The 18,493-nt window shown below is 44.5% G+C and carries 14 protein-coding genes, 1 tRNA gene, 1 pseudogene and 1 riboswitch; of the genes and pseudogenes, 6 read left to right on the top strand and 10 right to left on the bottom strand.

The features are described from left to right. Positions 1-3: 3 nt before the first annotated feature. From oppB to moaA, 7 genes are all read right to left on the bottom strand, one after another. The gene (oppB, locus tag R7P64_RS10235; RefSeq protein ID WP_005380786.1) at positions 4-924 is read right to left on the bottom strand and encodes an oligopeptide ABC transporter permease OppB; all 921 of its coding nucleotides are present in this window, start codon (positions 922-924) and stop codon (positions 4-6) included. A gap of 128 nt (positions 925-1,052) precedes the next feature. After that, on the bottom strand, positions 1,053-2,729 hold the full coding sequence (locus tag R7P64_RS10230; protein WP_017633862.1) for an ABC transporter substrate-binding protein: 1,677 nt from the start codon (positions 2,727-2,729) through the stop codon (positions 1,053-1,055). A gap of 531 nt (positions 2,730-3,260) precedes the next feature. Beyond that, positions 3,261-3,716, bottom strand: a complete 456-nt coding sequence (gene moaE / locus R7P64_RS10225; protein ID WP_262644293.1) for a molybdopterin synthase catalytic subunit MoaE — start codon at positions 3,714-3,716, stop codon at positions 3,261-3,263. 1 nt (position 3,717) lies between these two features. Next, entirely contained in the window at positions 3,718-3,975 is a 258-nt protein-coding gene (moaD, locus tag R7P64_RS10220; RefSeq protein WP_005388938.1) for a molybdopterin synthase sulfur carrier subunit, read from the bottom strand. Continuing rightward, the gene (gene moaC / locus R7P64_RS10215) at positions 3,972-4,451 is read right to left on the bottom strand and encodes a cyclic pyranopterin monophosphate synthase MoaC (protein ID WP_005380779.1); all 480 of its coding nucleotides are present in this window, start codon (positions 4,449-4,451) and stop codon (positions 3,972-3,974) included. Before moaC ends, moaD begins: the two co-directional genes overlap by 4 nt. 26 nt (positions 4,452-4,477) lie before the next feature. Then, the gene (moaB, locus tag R7P64_RS10210; protein ID WP_005388935.1) at positions 4,478-4,990 is read right to left on the bottom strand and encodes a molybdenum cofactor biosynthesis protein B; all 513 of its coding nucleotides are present in this window, start codon (positions 4,988-4,990) and stop codon (positions 4,478-4,480) included. A 101-nt stretch (positions 4,991-5,091) separates the two neighbouring features. After that, entirely contained in the window at positions 5,092-6,081 is a 990-nt protein-coding gene (moaA, locus tag R7P64_RS10205) for a GTP 3',8-cyclase MoaA (RefSeq protein WP_017636052.1), read from the bottom strand. Further along, a riboswitch (molybdenum cofactor riboswitch) is annotated at positions 6,070-6,204 on the bottom strand. (Overlaps the previous gene by 12 nt.) Before the next feature lie 175 nt (positions 6,205-6,379). On the opposite strand from moaA, the gene R7P64_RS10200 reads away from it, so the two are divergent. Continuing rightward, complete coding sequence (locus R7P64_RS10200) at positions 6,380-7,276, top strand: YvcK family protein (protein ID WP_005388931.1); 897 nt, start codon at positions 6,380-6,382, stop codon at positions 7,274-7,276. A 138-nt stretch (positions 7,277-7,414) separates the two neighbouring features. Here the strand turns inward: R7P64_RS10200 and luxU are convergent, their stop codons facing one another. From luxU to uvrB, 3 genes are all read right to left on the bottom strand, one after another. Further along, positions 7,415-7,759, bottom strand: a complete 345-nt coding sequence (gene luxU / locus R7P64_RS10195) for a quorum-sensing phosphorelay protein LuxU (protein ID WP_054576229.1) — start codon at positions 7,757-7,759, stop codon at positions 7,415-7,417. Further along, positions 7,756-9,162, bottom strand: coding sequence for a quorum-sensing sigma-54 dependent transcriptional regulator LuxO (gene luxO / locus R7P64_RS10190; protein WP_318123456.1), 1,407 nt, complete (start codon positions 9,160-9,162; stop codon positions 7,756-7,758). The genes luxU and luxO overlap by 4 nt, the downstream gene beginning before the upstream one ends. A gap of 290 nt (positions 9,163-9,452) precedes the next feature. Next, on the bottom strand, positions 9,453-11,483 hold the full coding sequence (uvrB, locus tag R7P64_RS10185) for an excinuclease ABC subunit UvrB (protein ID WP_017636056.1): 2,031 nt from the start codon (positions 11,481-11,483) through the stop codon (positions 9,453-9,455). 559 nt (positions 11,484-12,042) lie between these two features. On the opposite strand from uvrB, the gene R7P64_RS10180 reads away from it, so the two are divergent. The 5 genes and pseudogenes from R7P64_RS10180 to rsxC all read left to right on the top strand — a co-directional run. Next, positions 12,043-12,118 (top strand) — tRNA-Asn (locus R7P64_RS10180). Positions 12,119-12,469: 351 nt separating this feature from the next. Then, positions 12,470-14,767 (top strand): annotated as a pseudogene (gene pflB / locus R7P64_RS10175) (formate C-acetyltransferase). Between the two features lie 305 nt (positions 14,768-15,072). Next, positions 15,073-15,651, top strand: coding sequence for an electron transport complex subunit RsxA (gene rsxA / locus R7P64_RS10170; protein WP_005380762.1), 579 nt, complete (start codon positions 15,073-15,075; stop codon positions 15,649-15,651). 3 nt (positions 15,652-15,654) lie between these two features. After that, complete coding sequence (gene rsxB, locus R7P64_RS10165; protein ID WP_005380760.1) at positions 15,655-16,251, top strand: electron transport complex subunit RsxB; 597 nt, start codon at positions 15,655-15,657, stop codon at positions 16,249-16,251. An 8-nt stretch (positions 16,252-16,259) separates the two neighbouring features. Beyond that, on the top strand, positions 16,260-18,493 hold a 2,234-nt coding region (gene rsxC / locus R7P64_RS10160; RefSeq protein ID WP_318123454.1), incomplete at its 3' end, for an electron transport complex subunit RsxC.

The following is an 18,493-nucleotide window of genomic DNA, read 5'->3' as shown; positions in this document are numbered from 1 at the left end:
CTGTTAGTAGCGAATTTTCGGGTCAATCATTGCAAGTAAAATATCTACAATCGCGTTGAATAGAATGAATAGGAAACCAATCAGAATGGTTACCCCCATTACTAGCGAGTAGTCACGGTTAAACGCAGCGTTAACGAATAGTTTACCAATACCAGGCAGACCAAAAATGGTTTCGATAACAACGGAACCGGTGATGATACCTACGAAAGCTGGACCCATGTAAGAAACAACAGGGAGAAGTGCCGGCTTAAGAGCGTGTTTGATAATGATATAACGGTAACTTAAACCTTTAGCACGTGCCGTACGAATAAAGTTACTGTTTAGGGTTTCGATCATCGAACCACGCGTAATACGAGCAAAGGTAGCAACATACAGTAGCGACATACCAATAACAGGAAGCACTAAATACTGCCAGCTACCATCTTGCCAACCGCCCGCAGGGAAGATATTCCAGTGAAGCGAGAATATGTAAATAAGCGCAGGCGCTAATACAAAGGATGGCATTACCACACCAAGCATCGCAGTCGACATAATGGTGTAATCAATCCAAGTATTTTGCTTGAGCGCAGCAATGGTACCGACGGTAACCCCCATTATCAAAGTAAAGATAAAGGCGATGAAGCCCACTTTAGCCGAAACAGGTAAGGCAACCGCGATCAGCTCGTTTACTGAGTAATCAAGGTATTTAAATGACGGTCCGAAATCACCTTGGATAACATTGGTCAAATACGTGGTGTATTGTTCAAATACAGGTTTATCCAAGCCATATTTAGCTTCGATATTTGCCATTACTTCGGGTGGCAATGGACGCTCTGTCGAGAAAGGGTTTCCCGGTGCAAAGCGCATAAGAAAGAAAGATACGGTGATCAAAACCAACATTGTTGGGATCGCCTCAAATATCCTTTTTGCGATGAATTTAAGCATAAACTCACTCTTTCAGTCTGTGACAGTTAAATTAAAGAAGTCGTCCAATTCTTTTGGACTAAAGATAGGCGCTACATGCAATTTCTCACATGTAGAGCCTCATTTTTATAGTTCTATCGAGTTACGAATTACTCTGTGATGTAGAGATCTTTAGAGTAAATCTTGTCTTCCGCGTTATTTACTGGGAAGCCACCAACTTTCGGTGATAGTAGACGTGATTTCACGTACTGGTAGATAGGTGCGATTGGCATATCTTTTGCCATCAACTTCTCTGCTTCTAGGTAAAGCGCTTGACGCTCTTCGTCAGAAGTTGAAGCAAATGCTTTGTTCATGATCGCATCGTACTCTTTGCTGTCGTAGTGAATACCACCAGTAGTGTTATTACTCATCATCAGCGTTAGGAAAGATGAAGCTTCGTTGTAGTCGCCACACCAACCTGCACGAGCAACCTCAAAGTTGCCAGAATCTTTGGTAGATAGGTAAGTTTTCCACTCTTGGTTTTCTAGCGTAACGTCTAGACCAAGTGTCTTCTTCCACATTGAACCCAGTGCAACCGCAAGTTTCTTGTGGTTCTCTGATGTATTGTATAGAAGGTTAAATTCAAGAGGGTTGTCTGCGCCGTAACCCGCTTCTTCCAATAGACGCGCAGCTTCTGCGTTACGCTCTTCTTGCGTCATTTTGCCGTATGCAGGAATTTCTGGGTTGAAACCTGCCGTAATTTCAGGTGTTAGGAAGTAAGCTGGCTTTTGACCTTGACCTAAAATCGCATCGGTCACAATGTTACGGTCAATAGCATAAGAAATCGCTTTACGCACACGAACATCATCAAACGGCTTTTTCTTCGTATTGAAGATGTAGTAGTAAGTACATAAGTTACCGGTTACAGACACTTCTTGTGGGTGCTCTTTCTTCAGACGCTTGAAGTGCTCTGTAGGCAGCTCGTTCGTGAAGTCGATTTCACCCGCTAGGAAGCGGTTCATTTCCGCTACTTGGTTCTCGATTGGTAGGAAAGTAACTTGGTCAAGCGTCGTGTTTTCGTTGTCCCAGTACTGTTCGTTACGTTTTAGAACCAAACGCTCGTTTACAACCCAGTTGTCAACAACATAAGCACCGTTACCTACAAAGTTCTCTGGCTTCGTCCATTGATCGCCGAACTTTTCAACAGTTGCTTGATGAACAGGTTTCACTGTCGTGTGGCCCATCATCATTACAAAATATGGTACTGCAGTATCTAACTCAACCACTAACGTGTGATCGTCAACCGCTTTAACACCTAACTCGCTCTTATCTTTTTTACCCGCAACAATGTCTTTTGCGTTCTTCATCTTGGTGTATTCCATGTACCAAGCATATGGAGAGGCGGTTGCTGGATCGACTGCGCGTTGGAAGCTGTAAACGAAATCACCTGCAGTGACAGGATCACCGTTTGACCATTTTGCGTCTTCACGTAAGTGGAAAGTGTATGTTTTGTTGTCTTCAGTTTCCCAAGATTCTGCAACACCAGGGATAGTGTTACCGTCCGCATCTTGGTTTACAAGGCCTTCAAGAAGATCGCGAATCACGTGGGATTCTGGAACACCTTGAGATTTATGAGGGTCTATTGTCGCAACTTCTGTACCGTTACCACGCACCAATTCTTGAACAGCAGCAAGTTTTGGCTCTTTAGAATCAGATTTAGCTTCAGGGGCTGGAGCCGGAGCAGGCTCAGCAGCTTGTTTCTCCGCAGGCTTTTCACCACAACCAGCTAGAGCGAGAGAAAGACCAGCACCAATAAATAAAGCGCGCGTGATTTTATTCTTATACATGCGTAAAACTCCAAATTTTTTCGTTAGCATCCATGACTTCTTTGTAAGGGCCTGGAACGGTCAGAGTTTTAGATTTTTTTAGTGCACTTTCTGAGCACAAAAGTCTAAAACCTTACAAAGACTGCGGCACACATTAGCAATCATTGAAGTAATTTGCCATAAAAATGTAGCAAAAAAACCAATAATGCTGACTAAACCACACATATCTAGCAGTAAACTCCAACCCCAAAGCATTCACCAGCCAAATAAAGACCAGAAGCGACATTTAACAGGCGAAACTTTCGATTAATCTGAGTTTAAACCATTTACTAGCATCTTATGCTAGATATTTACACATCATTTAACATTTATGACAAATCAAGTCTAACAAATAATTGTTTATATATTGGGCAAAAAACTTTTATTGTGAAGAATATCACCAGACAAAAGATAGGAAATATTGAAACAAAGTGAGCAATACAATGAAGATAAATACAAAAAAAGCTAAGTACCATTAGCACTTAGCTTTTTTCACTAGAATGCGGGTTAGTTCTATTTTTCCCAACGCTGTGCAGCTTGATGATCGGTGTCGCGCGACTCAACCCAACGATCTTCATTCGTCGTACGCTCTTTTTTCCAAAATGGAGCTTGGGTTTTCAGATAATCCATGATGAACTCGCACGCATCAAATGCCGCGCCGCGGTGCGCACTGGAAACGCCCACAAATACAATTTGATCACCGCTATCCATGTCTCCGACACGATGAACCACGCGTACACCTAATAGTGGCCAGCGAGACTCAGCTTGATCGCAAATGTCGCTCAAGCTCTTCTCTGTCATCCCCGGATAGTGCTCTAGATGTAAACCAATGACATTATCCCCAAGGTTCATATCTCGAACTTTACCAACGAATGTAACGACAGCGCCGGCAGCCGTCCCTTCAGATAGACGTTGATATTCTTGCTCAACCGAAAAGTCTTCAATTTGTACAGAAACACGAGAATCCATCTTAACCCCCAGTTACCGGCGGGAAAAACGCAACTTCGTCACCTGCTTTTACTTGTGTATCCAGAGGGACGATGGATTGGTTCACTGCAGCAAGTAGCTTTCCTGGCTCGAGCGCTAAATCCCACTTGCCATCTTTCTTAGTGCCTTCTTCCACTAGATGTGCACGAATGGATTCAACCGTTTCAAACGGCCCGTCTAACTCGACACTGTCGATGCCAATCAGCTCGCGAGTTTGAGCAAAGAAAAGTACTTTAATCATGATTCCACCTTAAAGTGACCAGATTTACCACCCGTTTTCTCTAGTAGACGAACTTGACCAATGACCATGTCTTTTTGTACTGCTTTACACATATCGTAAATCGTTAGAGCAGCAACGGAAGCTGCCGTGAGCGCTTCCATTTCCACACCAGTTTTACCCGCAAGTTTACATACTGATTCGATGCGAACTTTGTTTTCTGCTTCGATAGCTTCCAGTTGAACTTCAACTTTAGAGAGTAGTAGCGGATGACAAAGTGGAATCAAATCCCAGGTTTTCTTCGCAGCTTGAATACCAGCAATACGAGCCGTCGCAAATACATCACCTTTGTGGTGCTGGCCAGAGACAATCAGTTGAAGTGTTTCTGGGGCCATGTGAACAAATGCTTCAGCACGAGCTTCACGAACCGTCTCCGTTTTTGCTGACACGTCAACCATGTTTGCTTCGCCAGAAGCATTGATATGTGTAAATTGGGTCATTGTTTTTCCTTCGCTTTTAGGAAAGGTTATACAGATAGGTGTGGCATGAAGTTACAAGGGCGATGACTTGCATCCAACTGCTGTTTAATAATTTTTGTCCAGCCTGTGCGGCACGCACCAGTTGAACCTGGCATTGCGAAGATCACGGTGTGGTTAGCAAAACCAGCAATCGCACGAGACTGAATCGTAGACGTACCGATCTCTTCGTACGACACCATACGGAACAACTCACCAAAACCTTCAACTTCTTTATCAAATAGAGGCTTAAGTGCTTCTGGCGTGCTATCACGTGAGGTGAAACCTGTACCGCCAGTAATCATGATCGCTTGTACGCTTTCATCAGCAATCCATTGAGAAACAATCGCGCGGATCTTGTACATGTCATCAATAACAATTTGCTTGTCTACTACGTTGTGACCCGCTTCTTGAGCATGTTCAGCAAGGTAACGACCAGAGGTATCGTTTTCTTCAGTACGAGTGTCAGATACCGTTAGAACGGCAATATTTGCAGGTTGGAATTTGCTTTCAGCGTGACCCATTTGTTCACCTATTCTCTTAATTAGCTTTGATACGCTTGGTATCGATTCGGAAAAAGTTAGAGCCAGCTTATCAGTGAACTCGCTCTAAAAATTGAATGAAGTTAGCCGCCGATAGACGCGAGGTGTGGCGTCATACCAGTATTGCCATCATGCAAGAAATGGCTTACCGACTTGGTTTGTAACTGCGCCTGGATACGTTCAATAAGCTCACTCTCTTGCTCATCACGTTCCAAAAGATCACGCAATTCTACACCGTGGTCTCCAAACAGACATAGGTGCAGCTTACCCATCGCCGAAACGCGCAGTCGGTTGCAGCTTTCACAAAAGTCTTTTTCATAAGGCATGATAAGACCTATTTCACCCTTGTAATCAGGATGAACAAATACTTGCGCAGGACCATCATTATGCGAGCGCACTTTCAGCAACCAACCATTTGCAATTAGCTGGTTACGAATTGCCACTCCGGATACATGGTGCTTATTAAATAGCTCATCCATCTCACCCGTTTGCATCAACTCAATGAAACGCAGTTGGATTGGACGATCTTTTATCCAGTTAAGAAACGCTGGCAGCTCGTGATGGTTCAGATCTTTCATCAACACCACATTAACTTTTACTTGCTCATAACCGACCTCGAACGCACGTTCGATACCATTCATGACTTCAGTAAACTTATTTTCACCTGTGATTTGATGAAACATACGCGGGTCAAGGCTATCCACACTGACATTAATGTGGGTTAAACCCGCTTCACGCCAATCTGCGACTTGTTTTGCCATGCGATAGCCATTGGTTGTCGTTGCAACTTTTTGAATGCCAGGCGTCGCCGCTACTGAATGGATAATGTCGGTAAAATCTTTGCGTAAGCTAGGCTCACCACCAGTGATGCGCACTTTTGACGTGCCACAATCAGCGAATGCTTTTACGACCCGTTTGATTTCAGGGAGAGATAAAAAAGACGAGTTTTTATTGCCCGAAGGCTTATAGCCATCAGGAAGGCAATAGGTACATTTGAAATTACATACGTCGGTCACAGACAGACGCAAGTAATAAAACTTACGATGAAATTTGTCTTCGAATTGTTGCGCCACGGAACACCTTTCCAAACACGGGAGGCATGGCCATTTCCAATCATGCCCTTGTGACAGTATGCCACTGGCTCAAAACGCTTATCCAAGGACTTAGCAATAGTGAGCTCGGAGTTATGGCAACCAGAGATATGAAATCTCTGATAGCTTTGCGGTGTAAAATACTTAATATTTGTAATGGAATCCAGACTTGAGTGATAAAAAACTCTCTAGAGACACAATTTACCGCTAAGTGAGTACCTTTAAGACACTCCTTAAGATAAATTGTAGCCGTTTTTTATTAGATTATTAGAAGAACATAATGAATATCTACACAGATAAAAAAGTGGTCGCTGTTGGCGGTGGTCATGGCTTAGGTCGAATGCTGGCCGCATTACGAGATTTTGGCAGCAATGCAACTGGGATTGTTGCCACGACTGACAATGGTGGTTCAACAGGAAGAATTCGTCACTGCCAAGGAGGAATCGCTTGGGGAGACACACGTAACTGTATTAATCAGCTCATTACAGAGCCTTCGATCAGTTCTATGATGTTTGAATATCGCTTCAAAGGCACTGGCGAACTTGATGGTCATAATCTTGGTAATTTGATGCTTACTGCACTCGATAACTTATCGGTCAGACCTTTAGATGCCATTAATCTGATTCGCAATATGTTAAAAGTCGACGTTAACATCCTTCCTATGTCCGAACACCCTTCGGATCTTTCCGCGTTATCCGTAGATGGGAAGTGGGTTACGGGAGAAACAAATGTCGACGAAATGAAAGCAGACTTGCGACGTTTGGATCTTTCACCAGAAGTGCCTGCTACCAAAGAAGCCATCACAGCTTTGGCGGAAGCGGACGCGATTATTCTTGGCCCTGGCAGTTTTTTAACTAGTATCATGCCTCCTTTATTGCTGCCTGAACTCGGCAAAGCGATTGCAGCAAACACAAAAGCAAAAGTCATTTTTGTTGCTAACCTGAGTCCAGAATACGGCCCAGCGGGACGTATGACGATGGCTCAAAAATTAGAATGGTGTGAACGTGCCTGTCAAGGAAGAAAAATAGACGTGGTTCTAGCAGAGAAAACCGAGCAAGACGTCTTAAGTCAATGGAATGTAGTGACGGAGTCACTCGCCTCCTCTAACCGAGACTGGCGTCACGATAGAAACAAGCTCAAACTAGCGATTGAAAATCAGCTACAACTTTCTATTTAAGAGCACGTTACCTGGCTAGCGCCCTCTTTTAAGGTGTTTATTGATAATGAAAACCCTTCTGTCATCGAAGGGTTTTAGTTCAGGCATCCAGTAAGAACAGATGTTTACTAAGAAAAAATGGTTAATAGGAATAAATAGTTACTGTCGCCAAGAGCGATAAGCATCTCGAGTTTCGTGCAAAAGATCGAACATAACCTCTAACTCCTCAGACTCCGCAGTCAACTCACCGGCTTTCGCTTTTTTGTCTATGGACATCGCCAGTTCACAAAGGCGATCTGCCCCAAAGCTCGCAGCACTACTTTTCAACGCGTGGCTGATTTCTTTTGAGTAAGCTAATCGCTCTGCCCCCTGCAGTTGGGATAAGTTCTCGATATAGGTATCCATTTCTCCTAGGAAGATATCGAACAGTACAGGTACGTTGTCACTGCCAATTTCCATCGACAGTTCATCTATTTTTTGCTGATTTAATACATTTACACTCATACTTTTTGCCGCTCTTCCTTGCCGTTCCATGCCTGTAACTTGCGGTAAATCGTCGACGGACTGACATCAAGGTATCCCGCCGCTCGAGGAATATTGCCATCACATGCTTCAATCGCTTGCTCGATTGCCATTTTTTCCGTCATCCATAATGGCATAATCTCAGATGCGGTCATCGCTTTCGGCTCAATTAATTTAGCCACAGACGACGGACGGTCAAGCGGTTGATTCAACGGTGGCGGTAACATGTCCAACGTAATCTCTTTACCGTTGTTTAGAACAACGATATTGCGTAGCACGTTTTGTAACTGACGAACGTTACCCGGCCACTCATAGCTGTTGAATCGCTCGATGACATCAGGCGCAAAACGTATGAAGCTTTTTCCTTCTTCGTGTGACATGTAACCTAGCAGTGAGTATGCAATTTCAATAACATCTTCGCCTCGTTCGCGTAAAGGCGGTAAATGCAAAGGAATGACATACAAACGATAGTACAAATCTTCACGGAATCGACCTTCTTGTACCTCTTTCCAGGGATCACGGTTAGTGGCACAAACAAAGCGCACATCCACGCTCTTCATTTTTGAGGAACCCACTTTTTGGAATGTGCCCGTTTGAATAAATCGTAGCAACTTGGTTTGTAAATCCAAGTCCATCTCACAAAGCTCATCTAGAAAAAGTGTGCCGCCATCCGCTAACTCAGCTGCCCCTTGACGATCATTCGCAGCGCCAGTAAAGGCCCCTTTTACGTGACCAAACAGTTCACTCTCAATCAAATCTTTTGGAATTGCAGCACAGTTAATTGCAATAAAAGGTTTGTCACCACGTTTACTTGCTGCGTGAATAGCCTCAGCACATACCTCTTTACCAGTACCACTTTCACCTGTGATAAAAATACTCGCTTTACTGCTCGCCGCTGAATCTATCGTACGGTAAACCTGCTGCATGGTTTGGCTACTGCCGATAAACCCCTGATAGCTCTGATTGCCTGGATTATCGGCTTCATTTTTTAGCTTGGTCGCTTTACGAATTGCATTGTTAACCGTGACACGTAAACTGTCTGCTTCACACGGTTTAATTAGAAAGTCTTGTGAGCCATGACGCATGGCCTCGACAGCGGTATCGATAGAACCATGCGCTGTCATAAAGATTATAGGTACGTCGGGATGACTCTTTTTAACGGCATGTAAAACGTCCATCCCCGTCATATCTGGCAGACGGAGATCGAGTAAAATAAGATCTGGAATTCGATGATTTAGGCTCTCAATGGCATCCCTACCTGTGCCGACAATATTGATATCTATGCCAAGCGGTGTCAGGTATGAGCGGTACAGAGCCGCAACAGATGCGGTGTCCTCGACCATTAAAAGGTAACGAGACTTTGGGCCTTCGGGTTTTTGTTGCATAACCTAGCTATTATTTTGTTGTGTTTTAAACAATAATCGCATTACGCTTTGCATTTTGCAAATAACATTAGCTAAATTATGGGCAAAGGAAAAAATTCAAAAATAATATCAATTATTTAAAAAGTGGCACAAACCATGCTGTAACAATAGTGACCCCTCGGGTCACCTAGCCAACTGACGTTGTTAGTGAACGATATGTTCACAAAACAAGCCAATAGACCCGACTGCCTATTGGCTTCTTTTTTTACAAGCGACCTAAAATGCTTGGATAGTTAAATCGGTAAGTTTGTTCAACTATTTGCGATGAACTGCGCTCGTAGTTTTTCAATCTCGTCACGCTTTTGTGCCGCTAACTCAAATTCTAAATCTTGCGCATGCTGATACATCGCTGCCTCCAGTCGACTGATTTCTTTTTCTAGCTGCTGAGGGGACAGTGCCTCGTAAGTTTGCGAAGGCTCCGCCACTTTCGATAATGGTACCTGTTTAGTGTTACGCTGGCGTTTAGACTTAGTGATATCGCCAAGTTCCATGATGTCTTTGATATTTCGTTTGAGCGCTTGTGGCGAAATACCCATTTCTTCGTTGTACGCTTCCTGCTTCTCGCGACGACGGTTAGTTTCATCCATCGCCTTTTTCATTGAGTTGGTGATTCGGTCAGCGTATAAAATCGCCTTACCTTCGATGTTTCGTGCAGCACGACCAATGGTCTGAATGAGTGAGCGTTCAGACCGCAAGAAGCCCTCTTTATCCGCATCCAAAATTGCAACTAACGAGACCTCTGGCATATCCAGGCCCTCTCTCAATAAGTTTATTCCCACCAGCACGTCAAATTCCCCAAGACGAAGGTCACGGATAATTTCCACACGCTCAACAGTATCAATGTCTGAGTGTAAATAACGTACCTTAACATCATGTTCGTGAAGGTATTCGGTGAGATCTTCAGCCATTCGTTTGGTCAGTGTTGTAACCAGAACTCGTTCATCTTTAGCAGCGCGAATACGGATCTCAGACAATAGGTCGTCGACTTGGGTCGCTACTGGGCGAACTTCCAACTCAGGGTCAAGCAAGCCTGTTGGACGAACGACTTGATCCGCCACATCACCCGCCGATTTTTCTAGTTCGTAATTTCCGGGCGTAGCAGAGACGAAAATCGTTTGTGGCGCTAGTGCTTCAAACTCCTCAAACTTCAGTGGACGATTATCCAAAGCTGAAGGTAACCGGAAACCAAACTCCACCAGCGTTTCTTTACGCGAACGGTCACCTTTATACATGGCACCTATCTGCGGTACTGTCACGTGAGATTCATCGATGATCAACAAGCCATCATGAGGTAAGTAGTCAAACAGGGTTGGTGGCGGCTCACCTTCCGAGCGTCCACTGAGATAACGAGAATAGTTTTCGATACCGGAGCAAAAGCCCAACTCATTCATCATTTCGATATCGAATTGAGTGCGCTGGCTAATTCGCTGCTCTTCCAGTAGCTTGTTGTTATCTAGAAGCTGCTTTTTGCGCACTTCTAGTTCGACTTTAATATTTTCAATCGCTTCAAGAATGCGATCTCTTGGCGTGACATAGTGCGTCTTGGGATAGATGGTATAGCGCGGCAAGTCTCGTTGTTTGACCACGCCTGTCAATGGGTCGAACACACTGATGCAATCCACCTCATCGTCAAACATCTCAACGCGCACAGCGTCTTGGTCTGATTCGGCTGGGAAGATGTCAATCACTTCACCTCGAACACGGAATTGGCCACGCTCAAATGCAACGTCATTGCGTGAGTATTGCAGCTCTGCAAGACGGCGTAGCATATCGCGCTGGTCAATCACATCACCGCGACGTAGGTGCAGCATCATTTGTAGATACGATTCAGGATCACCCAAGCCATAGATAGCCGATACCGATGCAACAATAATGGCATCTTTACGTTCTAGTAGTGCTTTTGTAGCAGACAAACGCATTTGTTCTATATGCGCGTTAACTGAAGCGTCTTTCTCTATAAAGGTATCCGTGGTCGGAACGTACGCTTCAGGTTGGTAGTAATCGTAGTAAGAAACAAAATACTCAACCGCATTATTAGGAAAGAATGACTTCATCTCACCATATAACTGAGCAGCAAGCGTTTTGTTTGGCGCAAGTAATATTGCAGGTCGTTGGGCTTGAGCAATCACATTCGCTAGTGTGAAGGTTTTACCTGAGCCTGTGACCCCCAACAAGGTTTGATGTGCTAGCCCAGCATCGAGCCCCTCAAGCAACTGATTGATCGCTCCTGGTTGATCGCCCGACGGCTGATAATCGGAGACCAATTCATAGACTTTACTCATACCCTTCCTCAATTTTACTGCGCTTTGGCTGTATATATATACACCTTAGCTAATGAAATCTACGTCTATCGAGAATTTAACCATCATTGTTAATAAATTTTCTTGTTTGTCTAGAATGCTATAGCCATACAAAAGTGACTCTGATATAGTACTTCGCCCTAGTTGAAGAGCTACACACATTCTTCACATTATAGTTTCCACAACTTTTCCCCAAAAATTAGCTTAAAACTTTCTTATCCCCAAAAGATTGATTTTTATCCACTTTGAATACCTTTTGATTAACATCGATAAATCTCTGTTTTATTTGCTTATTTTACGCATAACTCTGACTAAAGATTCATTAAATAAAAACTTAGTTGCATATCAATTTTCTTTACCCAGATCTCATCAACATACTTATCCACAAATTTAGTGGATAACTAACCTCGAGCCTTTACTGGCAAGCCATACAGAAAAGTAAAGCCCTTAACTCAATATTTTTTGCTAAAAATGTATTTTTTTACTGTTGACAGTAGTTTGAGTGCTCGGTAAGATTCGTCCCGCTTTGAAGCAAAGCAATTCCTCCTTAGCTCAGTTGGTAGAGCGACGGACTGTTAATCCGCAGGTCGCTGGTTCGAGCCCAGCAGGAGGAGCCAGATTAGAGAAAAGCCGTGTCGCAAGACACGGCTTTTTTTGTATCTTAATCGCCATGAAATCTAAGCCAATCTAGGCGTCATAAAATCACACCGAAATAAGTTCAAATTACAGAACTCATAACATTGTCATAGATAGTGTTCTCACAGCACCACACATTTAATTCTGTCTCTTTTCTAGCAAAAAACAATCATAACCAATTGAATCTATTATTAATGCAATTTAATCATTGAAAAAATGAAAAGCATTCATTTTACTCATACCAAATAAATCCATACGATTAAAAGGGTTAAGAATGGTTCCGTCCTACTCGTCGCCTCCATTCTAATTATCAATAACTTAGGGATTTACTTATGACTATTCCGACAACTGACATGCTAGATGCATGGGCTGGATTTACTGCTGGTGAATGGCAAAACTCTGTCAACACTCGTGACTTCATCCAAAAAAACTATACACCCTATGAGGGAGACGAGTCTTTCTTAGCCGAGGTTAGCGAATCCACTTCAGCATTATGGAACCAAGTGCTTGAAGGCATAAAACAAGAAAGCCGCACACACGCCCCTATTGATTTTGACACAGACTTGCCCTCAACAATCACTTCCCACGATGCAGGCTACATCAACAAAGAGCTGGAAAAGATCGTTGGCTTACAAACTGATCAACCGCTAAAACGTGCAATCATCGCCAATGGCGGGATTCGCATGGTCAAAAACTCTTGCGAAGTTTATGGCCGCTAGCTGGATCCAACGGTTGAAAAAATCTTCACTGAATACCGTAAAACTCACAACAAAGCGTGTTTCGACCTTTACACCAAAGAAATCCTAGCGTGTCGTAAATCCGGCATCATTACGGGTCTTCCTGATGCCTATGGCCGTGGTCGTATTATTGGTGACTATCGCCGTCTCGCCCTATACGGTATCGACTTCTTAAAAGCAGACAAAAAAGAACAATACAATTCAACACAAACGTTCTTAGAACAAGGCAACGATCTTGAGAAAACACTTCGTCTTCGCGAAGAAATAGCCGATCAAGTTCAAGCGCTTGAAGACATTCGTCAAATGGGTCTGAAATACGGCATTGATATGTCGCTACCTGCAAAAACTGCACAAGAAGCGATCCAATTTACCTACTTTGGCTACCTAGCGGCGGTTAAATCGCAAAACGGCGCAGCAATGTCACTGGGCCGTACTTCGACTTTCCTAGACGTCTATCTAGAGCGCGATATCGCAAACGGTTTGATTGATGAATCACAAGCGCAAGAAATGATTGACCACTTCATCATGAAGCTACGCATGGTTCGCTTCCTACGCACACCAGAATACGATTCATTGTTTTCTGGCGACCCAATCTGGGCAACCGAAGCCATGGCAGGTATGGGTGTTGATGGCCGTACACTAGTATCTAAAACGACATTCCGATACTTACATACGCTACATACTATGGGCCCTGCTCCTGAACCAAATATGACGATTCTTTGGTCAGAGCAATTGCCTGAAGCGTTCAAACAATATGCTGCAAAAGTGTCGATTGATACCTCTTCGGTTCAATACGAAAACGACGATCTAATGCGTCCTGATTTCGACAATGACGACTACGCGATTGCCTGTTGTGTGAGCCCGCAGGTTGTTGGTCAGCACATGCAATTCTTTGGTGCACGTGCCAACCTTGCAAAAGCACTGCTTTACACCATCAATGGTGGTATCGATGAAAAATCGAAAGCGCAAGTGGGTCCGGTAGTGGACAAAGTTCAAGATGAAATTCTCGACTTTGACGCTTTGATGCCTCGTTTCGACAATATGTTGGAGTGGCTAGCAACGCAATACGTCACAGCGTTGAACATCATCCATTACTCACATGACCGTTACAGCTACGAGGCGTCACTGATGGCATTGATGGATCGCGACGTGCACCGCACCATGGCGTGTGGTATTGCAGGTCTGTCTGTTGTCGCTGACTCTTTGGCGGCAATTAAATACGCAACGGTAAAGCCTGTTCGTGATGAAGATGGCATCGCCGTTGATTTTGAAATCGAAGGTGATTATCCAAAATTTGGCAACAACGATGCCCGTGTTGATGACATCGCTTGTGATCTAGTTGAGCGCTTCATGAAGAAAATTCAGAAGATGCACACCTACCGCGAAGCAGTGCCAACTCAATCGATTTTAACAATCACATCTAACGTGGTTTACGGTAAAAAAACGGGCAATACACCTGATGGCCGTCGCGCAGGTATGCCTTTTGGGCCGGGTGCAAACCCAATGCACGGTCGTGATGAAAAAGGGGCAGTTGCGTCTCTGGCATCGGTGTCTAAATTACCGTTCGCTTACGCTAAAGATGGTATTTCTTACACTTTCTCAATTGTGCCGAACGCATTGGGTAAAGATGAATTAAGTCAGAAGAAAAACCTAGCCGCGCTAATGGATGGTTACTTCCATCACGAAGCAAGCAACGAGGGCATTGCGATTGAAGGTGGTCAACACCTTAACGTCAACGTTCTAGACCGAGAGATGTTATTGGATGCGGTTGAACATCCAGAGAAATACCCTCAGTTGACGATTCGAGTGTCTGGTTATGCGGTACGTTTTAACTCTCTAACGACAGAGCAACAGCAAGACGTCATCACTCGTACTTTCACAAGTAAGATATAAACATAGTCCATCAAGCACTCAGAAGATTTAAATAATTAGCTTGTAAATATGCATTGCCCGCTTCTCTTTTCTACCTGGGAGAGGCGGGCTTTTTTTAAAATCACACATTAGATGAAAATTAATAGGTAGTATCCTCTCGCTAACAATACATTCAGCAAACGATTCAATTTCTTATTGATTCATCAAAATACATCAATTAGACGACTATTTTTCCATCGTGTATGTAAAACCACATCGTTCACTGGTTGTTATTGGTGTCACAAAACACGATAATATCAAGATCGGATTTTAAGAACGTAATAACTATGACCGAATATGTTTTGTTGTTGGTCGGCACTGTGCTGGTGAACAACTTTGTACTGGTGAAGTTTTTGGGCCTATGTCCTTTCATGGGTGTGTCCAAAAAACTGGAAACAGCAATAGGTATGGGCTTAGCGACAACTTTTGTGCTAACGCTCGCGTCAGTGTGTGCGTATTTAGTGGAAAGCTACATCCTTCGTCCACTAGGTATTGAGTACCTTCGAACCATGAGCTTTATTTTGGTGATAGCCGTTGTGGTGCAGTTCACCGAAATGGTTGTGCACAAAACCAGCCCGACGCTTTATCGCTTGCTTGGCATTTTCTTACCGCTGATCACAACAAACTGCGCAGTATTGGGCGTGGCACTTCTTAACATTAATGAAAACCATAACTTTATTGAATCGATCATCTACGGCTTCGGCGCCGCTGTTGGTTTCTCATTGGTGTTGATACTTTTTGCATCCATGCGAGAGCGCATAGCCGCCGCCGACGTTCCTGTACCTTTTAAAGGTGCATCAATAGCAATGATTACAGCAGGTTTAATGTCACTCGCCTTTATGGGCTTTACAGGTTTGGTGAAGTAAGCGATGAGTACGATTTTAATTGCGATTATCGCGTTAGCGGTTCTGGCTGCGATTTTCGGCGCGATACTTGGTTTTGCTTCTATTCGCTTTAAAGTTGAAGCGGACCCTATTGTGGATCAAATCGACGCCATTTTACCGCAAACTCAATGCGGTCAATGTGGCTACCCTGGTTGCCGCCCTTATGCTGAAGCAATTGCAAATGGCGACCACATAAACAAATGTCCACCTGGTGGTCAGGCAACAATCGAAAAGCTCGCCGACTTAATGGGTGTTGAGCCAGAGGAATCTGCGCACGATCTCGACAGCAAAATTCCAACCGTTGCGTTTATTCATGAAGACATGTGTATTGGCTGCACTAAGTGTATTCAGGCGTGTCCGGTGGATGCAATTGTAGGCGGAACAAAGGCGGTCCATACCGTAATCAAAGACGAATGTACGGGCTGTGACTTGTGTGTTGCCCCATGTCCGACTGATTGTATTGAAATGATTCCTGTGGCAACGACCACAGAAAGCTGGAAGTGGCAACTTCACTCCATTCCGGTACTTAACATTACGGATGCTGCCGACAATGCAGCGAACGTGAAAGATTCAATTAAGTAAGGTTTCACATGTTGTCTTTGATTGAACAAATTCGTACAGGCGCGCTTTGGGATTTCCCAGGTGGTGTGCATCCGGCAGAAAATAAAAAGCAGTCCAACAAAACTGAACTCGCTCATGCGGCTATCCCGTCAGAAATTGTATTGCCGCTAAAACAGCACATTGGTAAAGCGGGTAACCTACTGGTTGCCGAAGGTGACTACGTATTAAAAGGTCAGCCATTAACGCAATCGGAGACCGGCTTTACGGTTCCAGTGCATGCTCCAACATCAGGTACGCTCACCGCGATTGAGCCACGAACTGTCGCGCACCCTTCTGGGTTAAGTGAATTGTGCGCTGTCATCACGCCTGATGGTAACGATGCATGGTGTGAAAGAAACCCCGTCGCAGATTACCAACAAGAAACCCCTGACGCACTGATTGATGTTATTCGTCTCGCTGGTATTTCTGGTATGGGTGGCGCAGGCTTCCCTACTGCAAAAAAAATCCAATCAGGTTTTGCTCGTACCGAGATTCTTATCGTTAATGCAGCAGAGTGCGAGCCATACATCACGTCTGATGACAAGCTCATGCAAGAACATGCCGAAGAGCTTATTCAAGGTATCGAAATTGTCGAACATATCCTGACACCAAAGCTCACGATTATTGGCATTGAAGACAACAAACCAGAAGCAATCAAAGCGCTAGAAGCTGCGGCTATAAACAAAGATATCGTTATTCGCGTTATCCCAACTAAATACCCTTCTGGCGGTGAAAAACAGCTGATCAAAATTTTAACCAATAAAGAAGTGCCAAGTGGCGCGATTCCAGCCGATATTGGTATTTTGGTTCAGAATGTTGGTTCTCTTTACGCTATAAAACGCGCAGTCATCGACGGTGAGCCGATGATAAAACGCATCGTGACTCTCACTGGTAAAACCTTCAAACAACCACGCAACGTTTGGGCATTATTAGGGACACCAGTACAAGCACTGTTGGATGAGTTTGGCTATAAAGCAGATAAGAAGTTACAGCGTTTAATTATGGGTGGGCCAATGATGGGCTTTACCCTTCCTCACTCCCAAGTGCCGATTACCAAGACAGCAAACTGTATCCTTGCTCCGACTCGTCGTGAGATCTCTCCGCACCAGTATGAGATGGAATGTATTCGCTGTAGCCAATGTGCCGAAGCATGCCCTGCTTCGCTGCTGCCTCAACAACTGCAATGGCATGCGAAAGCTGAAGAGTATGACAAACTCGAAGAATTAAACTTAAAGGATTGTATCGAGTGCGGCGCTTGTGCGTTTGTATGTCCAAGTGAAATTCCGCTCGTACAGTACTACCGCCAAGCGAAAGCAGAAATTCGAACTAGAACACAAGAAGCGGAAGCTGCAGAGCGAGCAAAACTGCGTTTTGAAGAGAAAAAAGCGCGTATGGAACGCGAAAAAGCAGAACGTGAAAATCGCTTCAAGAAAGCTGCCGATCAACGCCGAAAAGAGATGAAGTCTTCTGGTAGCGATGATGCGATAGCAGCAGCGATCGCACGAGTGAAAGCTCAAAAGACAGAAACCACAGAAAAAGCAGAGCCAGCAGTAAAACCCGCCGTAGCGGCAGCCATTGCCAAAGCGAAGGCGAAACAAGCTGCAGCAGCTAAAGCAGGCTCTAGTGAACCTGATAACTCAGAAATGGCAAAACTGCGCGAAGAACGCAAACGTCTTGCTCGCGAACGTAAAGCGCAAAAAGAACAAGGCGAAACGCCAGACAATAACGCTGATGATAAAAAATCGGCAGTTGCGGCCGCCATCGCCCGAGCTAAAGCGAAAAAAGCACAACAAGAAGATTCAACTGAATCTGTAGAATCGGAAACGTCTGCACAGCAAGACAGCGATCCGAAGAAAGCCGCGGTTGCTGCTGCCATTGCACGTGCCAAAGCACGTAAAGCGAAGCAAGCAGACTCAACTGAAGCGGAAGAAGCTGAAGCACCTACTGAGCAAACCGACGATCCGAAAAAAGCCGCCGTGGCTGCTGCGATTGCACGTGCCAAAGCACGAAAAGCGAAGCAAGCAGACTCAACTGAAGCGGAAGAAGCTGACGCACCTGCCGAGCAAACCGACGATCCGAAAAAAGCCGCAGTTGCAGCTGCAATTGCTCGAGCCAAAGCGCGCAAAGCGAAGCAAGCAGACTCAACCGAAGCGGAAGAAGCTGACGCACCTGCCGAGCAAACCGACGATCCGAAAAAAGCCGCAGTTGCAGCTGCAATTGCTCG

Origin of the sequence: Vibrio sp. 2304, from assembly GCF_033339475.1 — a bacterium.
Taxonomy (GTDB): domain Bacteria; phylum Pseudomonadota; class Gammaproteobacteria; order Enterobacterales; family Vibrionaceae; genus Vibrio; species Vibrio alginolyticus.
This window is presented reverse-complemented; position numbering and strand designations above follow the sequence as displayed.

What these genes read in the sequence shown, in the direction of transcription:
- moaE (WP_262644293.1), bottom strand. Translation starts at nt 3,716, where the DNA reads ATGGATTCTCGTGTTTCTGTACAAATTGAAGACTTTTCGGTTGAGCAA.
- oppB (WP_005380786.1), bottom strand. Translation starts at nt 924, where the DNA reads ATGCTTAAATTCATCGCAAAAAGGATATTTGAGGCGATCCCAACAATG.
- luxO (WP_318123456.1), bottom strand. Translation starts at nt 9,162, where the DNA reads ATGCAACAAAAACCCGAAGGCCCAAAGTCTCGTTACCTTTTAATGGTC.
- moaB (WP_005388935.1), bottom strand. Translation starts at nt 4,990, where the DNA reads ATGGGTCACGCTGAAAGCAAATTCCAACCTGCAAATATTGCCGTTCTA.
- rsxA (WP_005380762.1), top strand. Translation starts at nt 15,073, where the DNA reads ATGACCGAATATGTTTTGTTGTTGGTCGGCACTGTGCTGGTGAACAAC.
- moaC (WP_005380779.1), bottom strand. Translation starts at nt 4,451, where the DNA reads ATGACCCAATTTACACATATCAATGCTTCTGGCGAAGCAAACATGGTT.
- uvrB (WP_017636056.1), bottom strand. Translation starts at nt 11,483, where the DNA reads ATGAGTAAAGTCTATGAATTGGTCTCCGATTATCAGCCGTCGGGCGAT.
- R7P64_RS10200 (WP_005388931.1), top strand. Translation starts at nt 6,380, where the DNA reads ATGAATATCTACACAGATAAAAAAGTGGTCGCTGTTGGCGGTGGTCAT.
- moaD (WP_005388938.1), bottom strand. Translation starts at nt 3,975, where the DNA reads ATGATTAAAGTACTTTTCTTTGCTCAAACTCGCGAGCTGATTGGCATC.
- R7P64_RS10230 (WP_017633862.1), bottom strand. Translation starts at nt 2,729, where the DNA reads ATGTATAAGAATAAAATCACGCGCGCTTTATTTATTGGTGCTGGTCTT.
- luxU (WP_054576229.1), bottom strand. Translation starts at nt 7,759, where the DNA reads ATGAGTGTAAATGTATTAAATCAGCAAAAAATAGATGAACTGTCGATG.
- rsxB (WP_005380760.1), top strand. Translation starts at nt 15,655, where the DNA reads ATGAGTACGATTTTAATTGCGATTATCGCGTTAGCGGTTCTGGCTGCG.